Here is a 13,760-nt window from a genome sequence, read left to right on the forward strand (position 1 = left end):
CCTATTTTAACACCTATTGAATTTAAATTACCCCCGGGTTTTCAAAATACCAAGTATCTTTGATGTTATGTCGCAAGCATCTGTCCCCTTACAAGTTTCTACACTTCCCGCTTCTCCGGGAGTGTATCAATACTACGATAAGGACAACAAACTTTTGTATGTAGGGAAAGCAAAAAACCTGAAGAAACGGGTTACTTCTTATTTTACAAAAACACATGATAATGCGCGAACTCGAATGCTGGTAAAACGCATTCAGGATATAAAACATATTGTAGTTGCGACCGAAACGGACGCACTTTTACTTGAGAATAATCTCATAAAAAAATACCAGCCAAAATACAATGTCATGTGGAAGGATGATAAATCCTATCCGTGGATCTGTATTAAAAACGAGCGTTTTCCCAGAGTGTTTCCAACACGCCGTATGATTAAGGATGGCTCTGAATATTATGGTCCCTACACCAGTATGAAAACAGTGCATACCTTGTTAGATCTCATTAAAGGACTGTACCCTTTGCGAACTTGTAATTATGATTTGGCTGAAGAGAAGATCAAAGCCGAAAAGTATAAGGTCTGTTTAGAATATCATCTGGGGAATTGTGCCGGGCCTTGTGAGGCAAAGTATTCTGAAGCGTTGTACAATGAAAACATAGAGGCGATTAGAAACATTGTAAAAGGTAATTTTAAAGAATCGCTGTCACGCTTTAAAAAACAGATGAAACACTATGCTGCTAATCTGCAGTTTGAGGATGCACAACGAGTCAAAGAAAAAATAGACATATTGCAAGGCTATCAGTCCAAATCTACGGTGGTAAATCCTAAAATTAACAATGTCGACGTATTTAGTATTGTTAGTGATGAAAGTTACGGGTATGTTAACTTTTTGCAATTGTCTTATGGAGCAATTATTAGGTCTCACACCTTAGAAATTAAAAAGAAACTGGATGAAAAGGACTCGGAGTTGCTTCAGTTAGCAGTGATTGAGATCAGACAGCGGTTCAATTCCCAATCAAAAGAAGTGTATCTGCCATTTAAAATTGATCTGGGAGAAGAGATCAAGATTCACATTCCGAAGGCAGGCGACAAGAAAAAGATTTTAGACCTTTCCGTAAGAAATGCAAAGTATTACCGAATGGAGCGTTTTAAACAAGCAAAAATTGTAGATCCCGATCGCCATGAAAAGCGAATTATGGCGCAAATGAAAAAGGACCTGCGCTTGTCTGAAGAGCCCCGCCATATTGAATGTTTTGACAATAGTAATATTCAGGGAACCAATCCAGTGGCAGCCTGTGTCGTTTTTAAAAATGGAAAACCAAGCAAGAAAGACTATCGTAAATTCAATATAAAAACGGTGGAGGGACCCGATGATTTTGCTTCGATGGAAGAAGTGGTCTATCGACGCTATAAACGATTAAAGGAAGAAGGACAATCGTTGCCGCAATTGATTATTATTGATGGCGGAAAAGGACAATTATCATCCTCATTAAAAGCATTAGAGCAACTGGAATTAAGAGGAAAAATTGCCATTATCGGAATTGCGAAACGACTGGAAGAATTATTTTATCCAGATGACCCCATTCCTTTGTATCTTGATAAAAAATCTGAAACGTTGAAAATCATTCAACAGTTACGTAATGAGGCGCACCGTTTTGGAATCACCTTTCATCGTGATAAGCGAAGTAAAGAAGCGTTGAATACAGAGCTTACAACTATTTCAGGAATTGGAGAAAAAACAGTAGTAGAATTGTTGCGCCATTTTAAAAGCACCAAACGAATTAAAGCGGCATCGTTTGAAGAATTGGCAAATGTGGTGGGAGCCAGTAAAGCGAAAAAAATAGTAGTACATTTTCAGAAATAAATAATAAAATATAGGACAATCAACTTTTGAAATATTTACTATACATAGTCATTTTTATACTAGCGGCAACAAGCTTCGCTCAAAACCCTGAACCTAAAAAAGATGTAAAAGTAGGGTTGGTACTTAGTGGTGGTGGTGCAAAAGGACTAGCGCATATTGGCGTACTTAAAAAAATTGAAGAGGCTGGTGTACGTATTGATTATATTGGCGGAACGAGTATGGGAGCTATTATTGGAGGTTTGTATGCGGCGGGCTATTCGGCAAAACAATTGGATTCTATTTTTACTGAAATTGAATTTAACGGATTGATCCAGGATGAAATTCCTAGAAGTGCAAAAACGTTTTACGAGAAAAAAGAAAGTGAGAAATATGCCATAAAACTTCCATTCGATAATTTTGATATTGGTTTTCCCTCGGGGCTTTCAAAAGGACAGAATGTTTACAATCTTCTTTCCAAATTAACTGCACATGTCGACTCTATTAACGAGTTTGATAAACTTCCGATTCCTTTTTTCTGTGTGGCAACAGATGTAGAACGGGGAAATCAGATTATTTTGGACAAAGGATATTTACCCAGAGCAATACTTGCCAGCGGCGCAATACCATCTATTTTTTCGCCAGTTTCAGTAAATGATACTTTAATGATAGATGGCGGAGTCATTAATAATTACCCTATTGATGAGGTAAAGGCTAAGGGTATGGACATAATTATTGGGGTAGATGTTCAAGATTCGCTTCGTGGAAGAAAGAATTTAACCAGTGCTTTTGAGGTGCTAATTCAGGTAAATAATTACCGGACCATTAGAGACATGGAGGTTAAAAGCAAAAAAACAGATGTCTATATTAATCCCGATATTAAGGATTTCTCAGTTTTATCATTTGACAGAGGAAGGGAAATAATCAAATCTGGTGAAAAACAGGCAGCTATTGTTTATAATGATCTTCTAAATATCGCTGCGCAACAGCGATCTATTGAAAGACCAAAAATAGCGTTTCTAAACAGAAATTCACTTTATATTGATACTGTTGAAATTAATGGAATTGAAGCATACACGAGGTCATATGTGTTGGGAAAGCTCAAATTGCAAATTCCTAGCGAAATTAGCTACGACCGATTTAACGAGGGAATTAATAATTTGTCAGCTACTGGAAATTTTCAGGATATCGATTACAGATTAGAACCTTTGGGGAATGATTCTTATAAGATTGTATTTAACTTGAGGGAAGATCCTTCAAAAATGCAATTGCGACTTGGGGTGCATTATGACGAATTGTATCAGACTTCGGCTTTGATTAATGTTACCAGAAAACGACTGTTCACAAACAATGATATTGCTTCTTTTGATTTTATTGTGGGCGACAACGTGCGGTATAATTTCAATTATTATATCGATAAAGGATTTTACTGGAGCATTGGACTTAACTCCAAATTTGATTTTTTTGAAAAGGATGTCAGTGCTGCTTTTATTGCTGAAGAAAACGAAATCAATGAAGATATTCTGGTCAATAAAATAGATCTTCAGTATGGAGACCTTACCAATCAGCTATATTTTGAAACGCTTTTTAGAAGAAGTTTTCTCTTAGGGCTTGGAGTAGAGCACAAATGGCTGAGATATCTTTCAGAAACTATAGGAATAGATGAAAATGACAACCCAAGAACAATTTTTGAAAACACAAATTACTTTAGTACCTATGGGTATTTAAAGTATGATACGTTTGACAATAGTTTTTTTCCAAATAGTGGGTTGTATTTTAGGGGGGATTTTCATCTATATCTTTTTGCTGAAGGAAGGAATACCGATTTTGACCAGTTTTCCATTGCAAAAGCGAAGGCAGGATATGCTTTTTCAATTCTTGACAAGTTTTCTACTTTAATCACTACAGAAGGAGGCTTTAAAATAGGAAATGAAGCTACTCAGAGTCTGGATTTCTTTTTAGGAGGCTATGGCTATAAACCCATAAATAACATTATTCCTTTTTATGGATTGGACGCTTTAACCGCAAGAGGAGATACCTATTTAAAATCAAATATTACATTTGATTACGAACTGTTTCCTAAAAATCACATCAGTGTATTTGCAGATATTTCAAATATTGGAGACAATCTTTTTGAAACTGGTGAGTGGATCGACGGAATCGACTATAGTAGTTTTGGGCTGGGATATGGGATTCAAACTTTTTTGGGCCCAATTGAAGTAAAATATGCCTATAGTCCCGAAATTGAAGATGGATTCTGGCATATTGCTGCTGGCTTCAGGTTTTAATAATTTCTTATCATTGAAGCGCTTAAATTTTTACGATATTTGTAAGAAATCATATTATTATGCCTTTCTATCATTCATTGGGAAAAATTCCTCCTAAACGACATACTCAATTCCGAAAGCCAGACGGCGAGCTTTACAGCGAACAACTTTTTGGAACTATCGGCTTTGACGGCATGTATAGCAACTCATATCATGTGCATCGTCCCACTCAGGTAAAGGAAATTAAAAAGCAATATAGTGTTGCTCCTAAAATTGCGAAAGCAAATAATATACAATCTTACCGATTTAGAGGATTTCAAGTATCACCAGAAAACGATTATTTAGAAAGTAGAAAAGCAGTTCTTACCAATAGTGATTGTACCATCATTCTAGCAGCTCCTAAAAAATCTCAAGAGGATTATTTTTATAAAAATACAGATGCTGATGAGTTGATATTTATCCATAGGGGTACGGGAACTTTGCGAACCCATTTGGGAAATATTGATTTTAAGTACGGGGACTATTTATTAGTTCCTAGAGGGATTATCTATAAAATGCAATTTAATGATGAAGACAATCGATTGTTCATTGTAGAGTCCAGAAGACCTATTTATACTCCTAAGCGATACCGAAATTGGTTCGGACAATTGTTAGAACATTCCCCATTTTGTGAGCGTGATCTTAGAAAACCTGAAACAATTGAAACCCATGATGAAAAGGGTGATTTTTTGATTAAAGTAAAAAAACAGGATGAAATCATCGAAATGGTGTATGCTACTCACCCTTTTGATGTGGTAGGATACGATGGGTATAACTATCCGTATGCATTTTCGATCCATGATTTTGAACCTATTACAGGTCGTATTCATCAGCCACCACCAGTACATCAAACCTTCGAAACTGATGCTTTTGTCGTGTGTAGTTTTGTGCCTAGAAAGTATGATTATCACCCCTTAAGTATTCCGGCGCCTTACAATCACAGTAATATAGATAGTGATGAGGTGTTGTATTATGTGGATGGAGATTTTATGAGCCGAAACGATATCGATGCGGGTCATATTTCGTTACATCCAGCGGGTATCCCACATGGACCACATCCCGGAGCGACCGAGAGAAGTATTGGCAAAACTGATACTGACGAACTTGCCGTCATGGTCGATACATTCAAGCCGTTACAAGTAACCGAAGAAGCCATGAAAATAGCAGATGAATCCTACTATCAGTCCTGGTTGGAAGATAATAATCACTAAAAGATGAATCAGCAAAATCTCCCGGGAGAGTCTACCATTACCACACTTTGGATCATTGCTCTTGTGTGTGTATTATTGGGCTGTTGTTGCGGAATTGTAAGTGCTTTGCCAGCCTTGATCGTGAGTATTATTTCGCTGGTGATGGCAAATAAAAACATAAAACTCTTTCAAGCAAATCCAGGTGAGTTCTTGGCACATAGTTATTCTTCAGTAAAAACCGGAAAAATTATGAGCATCATCAATATCGTATTGAGTTCTATTATTTTTTTAGGGTACATGCTTTATTTTTTAATTTATGGAGCGTTTATCTGGACCGCCTTGGCAACAGGCCTTACCAATGGAGCATTTAACGAGTTTAGTGATGATTTTAATTCTGAAACCTATGAGGAAAACTCAAATACTTGGGAAGAAGATGTGTATAGAGGATGGGAAGAAGAAGTTGATTCTATAGCCAACGACACATTGCTTATAAATACATTTGAAACAGACACCCTTAATCAAAGGTAATTTTTGTAAATTTAGAATAGTGCAGAAGCTTAAAATACATAGAATAGATATTACACCACATCTTAGAGCCATGTGGTAAGTAGTTATGGTTGTTTCAGAAAAAAGAAAAACGATAACGTTAGAATTAAATAAACAAGAAGATGGCAAGAGAAATAAAAAATTTAAAAGATTTACAAAATACAGAATACGGACTAAAAAAACTCTTTGATGATGCCGAAGATTTTTTACCGTTGCTAGGAACAGATTATGTAGAATTGTATGTGGGGAATGCCAAGCAGGCAGCTCATTATTATAAAACAGCATTCGGTTTTCAATCCTTCGCGTATGCAGGTCTGGAAACAGGATTAAAAGATAGGGTTTCGTATGTGCTCAAACAAGATAAGATACGATTGGTATTGACTTCTCCACTAAATAAAGGAGGCGAAATTAACAGACACCTTGAAGAACATGGTGATGCTGCAAAGGTTATCGCGCTTTGGGTAGATGATGCGACCAAAGCGTTTGAAGAAACCACTAAGCGCGGAGCAAAACCTTATTTTGAACCTAAACGAGAAGAAGACGAATTTGGTCATGTGGTCAAATCTGGAATTTATACCTATGGGGAAACGGTTCATATTTTTGTAGAAAGAAAAAATTATGAGGGTATTTTTCTACCAGGATTTGTTAAATGGGAATCTGAATTTAATCCAGAGCCAGTAGGCCTTAAATTTATTGATCATATTGTAGGAAATGTAGGCTGGAATGAAATGAATACATGGTGTAAATTTTATGCTGAAGTCATGGGGTTTGCCCAAATTATTTCGTTTGCAGACGATGATATTTCTACGGAATACACCGCGCTTATGAGTAAAGTGATGAGCAACGGGAATGGTCGAATAAAATTTCCGATCAACGAACCTGCCGAAGCTGAAAAGAAATCACAAATCGAAGAATACCTCGATTTTTATAATGGTCCAGGAGTTCAGCACCTAGCGTTAGCTACAGATGATATTGTAGCGACTGTATCTGCAATGCGAGAACGAGGCGTGGAATTTTTATATGTACCAGATACTTATTATGATGATGTGCTTGAACGTGTTGGAGAAATAGATGAAGACATCGAAGTGCTGAAAAAGCATGGAATTTTGATAGATCGTGACGAAGAAGGGTATTTACTTCAATTATTTACAAATAATGTATTAGATAGACCTACTATGTTTATAGAGATCATTCAGCGTAAAGGAGCTCAATCCTTTGGTGTTGGAAATTTTAAAGCGTTGTTTGAAGCTATTGAAAGACAACAAGCCAGAAGAGGAACTTTATAAGAACAATGAAAGTAACAAAAGATAAACTCCATCGTTTTCATGTAAATAGATGGAGTTTTTTTAATTTGGAACAGTAGTTGTAAATACTCTTACGGAAGAATATATTGACATGAATAAATTACTAACATTTTTATTTTTAATGACTGTTATAGCTACTGGTTTTGCCCAAAGGCCTGCCTATGGTGATGGCGAATACTTCAAGTTTAGAGTGCATTATGGATTTGTCACGGCTGGGTATGCAACTATCGAAGTAAATCAAAAAACTCTTAACGGAGCTCCCGTTTACCATATCAAAGGCTACGGAAAGACCACTGGTCTCTCTCGTGCTTTTTTTAAAGTAGATGATGATTATCAATCGTATGTGGCGATTAACAAAAATGTTCCGTTACGTTTCATCAGAAAAATTGACGAAGGCGGACACACTAAAGATATTCAGATAGACTTTGATCATAAGTCACAAAAAGCCACGATCAAAAACAAAAAGCATAATAAAACAGATGTGGTTTCTTTTCCCAAAGATGCGCAAGACATGGTTTCTGCTTTTTATTATTTACGAAATTACATTGACGCCTCTAAAGTAAAAGAAGGAGATGTGGTAGATTTAAATATGTTTTTTGACAAGGAAAATTATAAGTTCCGATTAAAATTTCTAGGAAGAGAAACATTAAAAACTGAATTTGGAAAAGTACCTGCATTAAAATTTAGGCCCTATGTAGAAGCAGGACGGGTCTTTAAAGAAAAAGAAAGTCTTACGGTATGGGTAACCGACGATGAAAATAAAATGCCACTTTTAATAAAGGCAGACCTTGCTGTAGGATCTTTAAAGGCAACTTTGACAGAATTTAAAGGATTGAAACATCAATTTAAAATTCAGGTTGATTAACTTTGTACCTATAACAAAACAACCCACATGGAACTTGATGACAAGACAACCGACCAAATTGCAAAACTTTCAGAAAAATTTAAAAATTCGGGTCAGGATCTAAATGCTTATCTCGATGGATTATTATACGACAGGTATCTAACCTATTGGGATTATATCCATTTAGATACGCTTTTAAGTCTTCAGAATCCTAAAACTCATTTTCCTGATGAGTTGATTTTTATTGGATACCATCAGAGTACTGAAATTTATTTCAAATTGATATTACATGAGTTAAAACAGATCATTGATGATAGGCTTCAGACAGCCGAATTTTTTAGAAAAAAAGTAGAACGTGTCAATCGATATTTCCGAATCTTAATTGATAGTTTTGACGTGATGATTATGGGAATGGAACGGGATCAGTTCTTAAAATTCAGAATGTCCTTATTACCGGCCAGTGGTTTTCAATCGGCTCAATTTAGAATGATTGAATTTCATTGTACGCCCTTAGAAAATTTGATTCATCCTGACCGCCGTTCTAAGTATTCTTCAGAAAACAGTGTAGAAGAAATGTTTGAAAATTTATATTGGAAAAGTGGAGGAATTGATATGGATACCAAAGAAAAAACGCTCACTCTAAAGCAATTTGAATATCGATATACGCCTCGCTTTATAAGAACTGCCAAGGAGTTGCTAAATAATACATTGTTTCATAAATATGAACAATTGGATGCTTCAGAAAAAAATAACGAGTTGTTAATAAAAGAACTTAAGAAGTTAGACGTTAATGTTAATGTAAACTGGTTACTCATGCATATGGGAGCCGCTCACAGGTACTTAAGACAGGAAGGAAAAGCAGTTAAGGCAACAGGTGGGACAAATTGGAAACAATTTTTACCGCCAAGCTTTCAAAAAGTCCATTTTTTTCCTAACCTTTGGAGCCAAACTGAAAAAGAAAACTGGGGAAAAGAATGGGTTACCCACACATTCAACACCTAAAAGAACGAATAAGATTGAAGAAACTACTATTTGCTTGCCTCTCGACCCTACTTTTGTTGGCATGCGACACAAACAAAGACGATTTTGCTGAAGAAGAAATTATTCCTGAAGAGATAGTACTTTTAAAGGAATATGGGTATACACTTAATGATTATTTGGTAGTTCGAGATACTATTCAAAATGGAGACACTTTTGGAGCTATTCTGGATCAAAATGGTGTTTCAAATCAGAAGATTATAGAGGTGGCCACCAAGTTTAGAGATAGTTTTGATGTTCGAAGAATCGTTGTTGGAAAGCCTTACGTGCTACTCAAGTCAAAGGACTCCTTAGAAAAAGCACAGGTATTTATCTATGAAAAAAACAAAGTGGATTTTGCAGTCGTGGATTTACGGGATTCACTATCAGTTTTTAATAGTAGTAAGAATGTTAGCTATATTGAAAAAGAGGCTTCGGGAATTATTTCAAGTTCTCTTTCTGAAACTATGGCCGAAAATAATTTGAGTCCTTATATGACAGACAGGTTGGCAAATATTTACGCATGGACCGTCAATTTCTTTCATTTACAGGCAGGAGATAGATTTAAAGTAGTGTATACTGAAAAGTACATCAATGACACCATCCCTGCCGGGCTTAAGGATATCAAGGCAGCTTATTTTGAGCATCGAGGGAAACCTATTTATGCATTTGGTTATGAAAGTGATTCCATAAATCGAGTTATCGATTTTTATGATGATGAAGCAAATAATTTACGAAGAGCCTTTTTAAAAGCTCCGGTAAAATTTAGTAGAATTTCTTCAAGATACAATTTGAAACGTCGTATCAAATACTACGGGTATAAACTACGCCCGCATAAAGGGACCGATTTTGCAGCACCTATTGGCACTCCTATTTTAGCAACTGCAGATGGCGTGGTTTCAAAATCTGAACGTCGAGGAGGCAATGGGAATTATGTAAAAATAAGACACAACGCAACCTACGAAACACAATACCTGCATATGAGAAGCCGAAACGTAAAGGTTGGTGATTATGTAGCCCAAGGAGATGTTATTGGGTGGATAGGAATGACTGGAAACACAGGAGGACCTCACGTATGTTACCGTTTTTGGAAAAATGGCGAACAAGTAGACCCTTTTCAACAGGATCTTCCGCTTTCTACTCCATTACCTGAGGAGTATCATGACAAATATTTTGCACACATGATCCCCTTAAAAGATAAATTAGACTGCATCATTTATAAATAACCTCATATCTTTCCGTAGTGTTAATAAGTCTGTTATTAATTAGCAATTGAAAATCAAATACTTACTACCTTTTGCGTGTATTTTTAGTCTATTAAAAATATACTAACAATTTCTTAACCTGAGAGCTTGTAGATATGCTTTAAACAGAAGTATTTTTGCAGCAAATTATAAACCTAAATAACAGACAATGAAAAAACTTTTACTTTTATTTTTATTCATGATTGTTGCCACCACCGCATCCATTGCGCAGGGGGTTACAACGTCCTCTATCAATGGAAAGGCGATAGACAATCTTGGAGAACCTTTAACAGGTGCCAATGTAGTGGCTGTGCATACTCCATCTGGAACAAAGTATGGTGCTATTACAGATTTTGATGGTTTCTACCGTATCGTAAACATGCGGGTGGGTGGACCTTACACCATTACCTATACCTATGTAGGTTTTGAAGATATTGTGAAAAATAACATTTACCTTCAGTTAGGAGATTCTGAAAATATTGATGTCACAATGACTGAAGCAGCAAATGCTTTAGAAGAGGTTGTAATCACTGGAACTGGCCGTGGCGGAGTTTTTGATTCTGGAAATACTGGAACTGAAACAAACGTTTCTACGCGTGAAATAAATGCATTACCGTCTGTGACAAGAGGTATTGGAGATTTTGTTAGAAAAACTCCTCAGGCATTAGTAACTGAAGGAGGATCTATTTCACTTGCAGGTCAAAACAATCGTTACAACTCTATCTACCTTGATGGTACTGTAAATAATGATGTATTTGGACTTGCAGGTTCTGGAACCAATGGAGGACAAACCGGTGTAAATCCATTATCGATTGATGCCATTGAATCTTTTCAAGTAAACCTTTCTCCTTTTGATGTACGTCAGTCTGGATTTTCTGGAGGTGCAATAAACGCTATTACTCGTTCTGGGACAAACCGAACTGAGGGGTCTGCGTACTATTTTTACAGAAATCAGGATCTTGCAGGAAAAACCCCAGGTGCAATTGAAGCTGAAACAAGAGAGAAGCTTGCGGATTTTTCAGCAAAATTATATGGTGCAAGGCTAGGTGGTGCTATTATTAAGGATAAACTTTTCTATTTTATTAATTACGAGAGACAAGATGAAGAAACGCCCCAACCTTTTAATGTGGGTGAGTATGATGGGGATTCAACAATCCAAGAAATTAATGACCTGCGTCAAGGACTAATTGATACATATGGATACGACCCTGGAAGTTTTGCCGATAATACCTCTGCGCTTACAAGTGATAAGTTGACGGTTCGATTAGACTATAACATTAATGATAAGAATAGCATTACGGCAAAGCATAACTATGTAAAAGCTGAAAATGTTTCCCCTAATTCAAGTAATTCAAGAACTATTAATTTCTTTAACAGAGGTGTGTTTTTCCCTTCTACAACGAATTCAACTTCGGTAGAATGGAATACAACCAACGGAAGTAATTTATCAAATAACTTAATTTTGGGATATACAACTGTTCTTGATGATAGAGATCCGTTAGGAAATCCTTTTCCAGCAGTTCGTGTAAGAGACGGATCTGCATCAATCTTTTTTGGATCAGAGCCTTTTTCAACGGCTAATTTATTAGATCAAAAAGTATTTACGGTGGCAAATAACTTCAATATTTTCTCTGGAGTACATAATATTACTCTAGGAGGTAATTTTGAATATACAGATGTTAGGAATGTATTCGTTGCTCAGAATTTCGGTGATTATACATTTCAAAGCTTGGATGATTTCAACACCTATTTAGATGGCATAGCAGGGAATGAAGTTCCTTCTGATGACTTCTTTTATAATTACTCTTTAGGAGGTGGTATTGGAGATGACAGTCAAGGAGCAGGAGAATTTGAATATACACAAGTTGGGTTTTATGCTCAAGATGAAGTTGATTTTACAGATGATTTAAAAATTACGGTAGGGTTACGTGCAGATGTTCCATTCTTTTCAGAAGGAACTGTAAACGATGATTTTAATAATAGAACCATTCCTTTACTAGAAGCAAACGGCAAAAATTTGCAGGGTGCAAAAGTGGGACAAGCTATTAAAAGTAAATTACACCTCTCACCTCGTATCGGTTTTAACTGGGATGTAAATGGAGAAAGAAATACTCAGGTACGCGGTGGTATTGGAGTTTTTACTTCAAGAATTCCTTTGGTTTGGCCTGGAGGAACCTATAGTAACAACGGCGTTGCTCAAGGGTTTTCTGCTAACTTCTTATTGCCAAATGACCAGTTATTCAATCCAGACATCAATGATCAAACACAAACTGTAGCACCAGGTTCTGGAGCAGTAGGTGGAAACGTTGATTTATTTGCGCCAGACTTTAAGTTACCTCAAACCATGAAGTATAATATTGCTATAGACCAAAAATTACCATTTGGTGGTTTGGTGTTAGGAGCAGACTTCTTATACAATGATGTTATTACAAATGTGCGTTATGAAAACTTAAATGTAAAAGGGCCTGTGGGTCAATTAAATGGAGCGGATGATCGTTTTTACTACGATAGACGTGATGAGGTTGATGATACCTACGGAAGAATTATCTTAGGGTCTAATACAGGTCTTGGGTACTCTTATAACGCTACAGTAACCTTAACCAAACCTTTTAGAGATGGTTTTTCTGGACAAGTTGCTTATACGTATGGGGATGGTGAATTCTTGTTTGAAGGAACCTCTTCTCAAAACAGTTCTCAGTGGAGAAACCGTAATACTGTAAATGGTAAAAACAGAGATAATTTTGCAACCAATTCAGATTTTGCTACAGGACACAGGATAACATCAAATGCGCTGTATGAACTTGAGTGGAATGATAATTTTAAAACAACCTTTGGTTTATTCTATACAGGACAAGAGGGGAGTCGTTATAGTTATGTCTATAATGAAGGACGTGATTTGCTAAATGACGATTCTCGTGATAATGCATTGATCTATATTCCTCGTGATGCTAGTGAAATTACTTTGGTTCCATTAGAACTTGGTGATGGTACAATTGTTTCACCTGAAGCACAGTGGGCAGCTTTAAATCAGTTTATTGAAAATGATGACTACCTAAGTGGAAGAAGAGGGCAATATGCAGAAAATAATGGCTCAAGAGGTCCTTGGAGTCATATTATTGATTTGAAGTTCTTACAGGATTTTGCTCTTAACTTTGGTGAGAACAGACATGCATTTCAGTTATCATTGGATATCTTTAATTTTACGAACTTATTAAATAAAGACTGGGGAGTTCGTGAGTTTGTCCCAAGTAATTTAGGGATTCTTACCACTGAATCAGATGGTCCAGATCCAGAATTTACATTTAATCCCTCGTTTTTAGACGGAATCGAAGAAATTGATGATAGCGGAACACAATCATCTAGATGGCAGATGCAGGTAGGCTTACGTTATTTGTTTAACTAAAATTAAGCTCCAAAATATAAAAACCACTACAGAATTTCTGTGGTGGTTTTTTTATGTAAAAAAACTACCTTT

General features: G+C 36.2%; 9 protein-coding genes. All 9 read left to right on the forward strand.

Features of this window, described 5'->3' with window-relative positions:
• The first annotated feature begins 67 nt into the window (after nt 1–67).
• The 9 genes from uvrC to ACFQO1_RS01380 all read left to right on the forward strand — a co-directional run bounded on the left by uvrC (nt 68) and on the right by ACFQO1_RS01380 (nt 13,688).
• Nucleotides 68–1,858 (forward strand): excinuclease ABC subunit UvrC, encoded by a 1,791-nt coding sequence (gene uvrC, locus ACFQO1_RS01340; protein WP_380215935.1) that lies wholly within the window; start codon nt 68–70, stop codon nt 1,856–1,858.
• Nucleotides 1,859–1,884: 26 nt separating this feature from the next.
• Nucleotides 1,885–4,122 carry a patatin-like phospholipase family protein gene (locus ACFQO1_RS01345; protein WP_380215937.1) on the forward strand — a complete coding sequence of 746 codons (2,238 nt, stop codon included), beginning with the start codon at nt 1,885–1,887 and terminating at the stop codon, nt 4,120–4,122.
• Between the two features lie 59 nt (nt 4,123–4,181).
• On the forward strand, nt 4,182–5,351 hold the full coding sequence (locus ACFQO1_RS01350; RefSeq protein WP_380215939.1) for a homogentisate 1,2-dioxygenase: 1,170 nt from the start codon (nt 4,182–4,184) through the stop codon (nt 5,349–5,351).
• 3 nt (nt 5,352–5,354) lie between these two features.
• Nucleotides 5,355–5,858 (forward strand): hypothetical protein, encoded by a 504-nt coding sequence (locus ACFQO1_RS01355; protein WP_380215941.1) that lies wholly within the window; start codon nt 5,355–5,357, stop codon nt 5,856–5,858.
• Nucleotides 5,859–5,998: 140 nt separating this feature from the next.
• Nucleotides 5,999–7,162 carry a 4-hydroxyphenylpyruvate dioxygenase gene (gene hppD, locus ACFQO1_RS01360; protein ID WP_380215943.1) on the forward strand — a complete coding sequence of 388 codons (1,164 nt, stop codon included), beginning with the start codon at nt 5,999–6,001 and terminating at the stop codon, nt 7,160–7,162.
• A gap of 109 nt (nt 7,163–7,271) precedes the next feature.
• Complete coding sequence (locus ACFQO1_RS01365; RefSeq protein WP_380215945.1) at nt 7,272–8,045, forward strand: DUF3108 domain-containing protein; 774 nt, start codon at nt 7,272–7,274, stop codon at nt 8,043–8,045.
• Nucleotides 8,046–8,072: 27 nt separating this feature from the next.
• The gene (locus ACFQO1_RS01370) at nt 8,073–9,026 is read left to right on the forward strand and encodes a tryptophan 2,3-dioxygenase family protein (protein WP_380215947.1); all 954 of its coding nucleotides are present in this window, start codon (nt 8,073–8,075) and stop codon (nt 9,024–9,026) included.
• A 14-nt stretch (nt 9,027–9,040) separates the two neighbouring features.
• On the forward strand, nt 9,041–10,267 hold the full coding sequence (locus ACFQO1_RS01375; RefSeq protein WP_380215949.1) for a peptidoglycan DD-metalloendopeptidase family protein: 1,227 nt from the start codon (nt 9,041–9,043) through the stop codon (nt 10,265–10,267).
• 187 nt (nt 10,268–10,454) lie between these two features.
• The gene (locus ACFQO1_RS01380; RefSeq protein WP_380215951.1) at nt 10,455–13,688 is read left to right on the forward strand and encodes a TonB-dependent receptor; all 3,234 of its coding nucleotides are present in this window, start codon (nt 10,455–10,457) and stop codon (nt 13,686–13,688) included.
• Nucleotides 13,689–13,760 lie beyond the last annotated feature (72 nt).

The organism is Jejudonia soesokkakensis (assembly GCF_042664795.1).
GTDB classification, from domain to species: domain Bacteria; phylum Bacteroidota; class Bacteroidia; order Flavobacteriales; family Flavobacteriaceae; genus Jejudonia; species Jejudonia soesokkakensis.

Bases quoted from the DNA above. Each gene is read 5' to 3' on its own strand.
- ACFQO1_RS01365 (WP_380215945.1), top strand. From the start codon at position 7,272: ATGAATAAATTACTAACATTTTTATTTTTAATGACTGTTATAGCTACT.
- ACFQO1_RS01350 (WP_380215939.1), top strand. From the start codon at position 4,182: ATGCCTTTCTATCATTCATTGGGAAAAATTCCTCCTAAACGACATACT.
- hppD (WP_380215943.1), top strand. From the start codon at position 5,999: ATGGCAAGAGAAATAAAAAATTTAAAAGATTTACAAAATACAGAATAC.
- ACFQO1_RS01380 (WP_380215951.1), top strand. From the start codon at position 10,455: ATGAAAAAACTTTTACTTTTATTTTTATTCATGATTGTTGCCACCACC.
- ACFQO1_RS01370 (WP_380215947.1), top strand. From the start codon at position 8,073: ATGGAACTTGATGACAAGACAACCGACCAAATTGCAAAACTTTCAGAA.
- uvrC (WP_380215935.1), top strand. From the start codon at position 68: ATGTCGCAAGCATCTGTCCCCTTACAAGTTTCTACACTTCCCGCTTCT.
- ACFQO1_RS01355 (WP_380215941.1), top strand. From the start codon at position 5,355: ATGAATCAGCAAAATCTCCCGGGAGAGTCTACCATTACCACACTTTGG.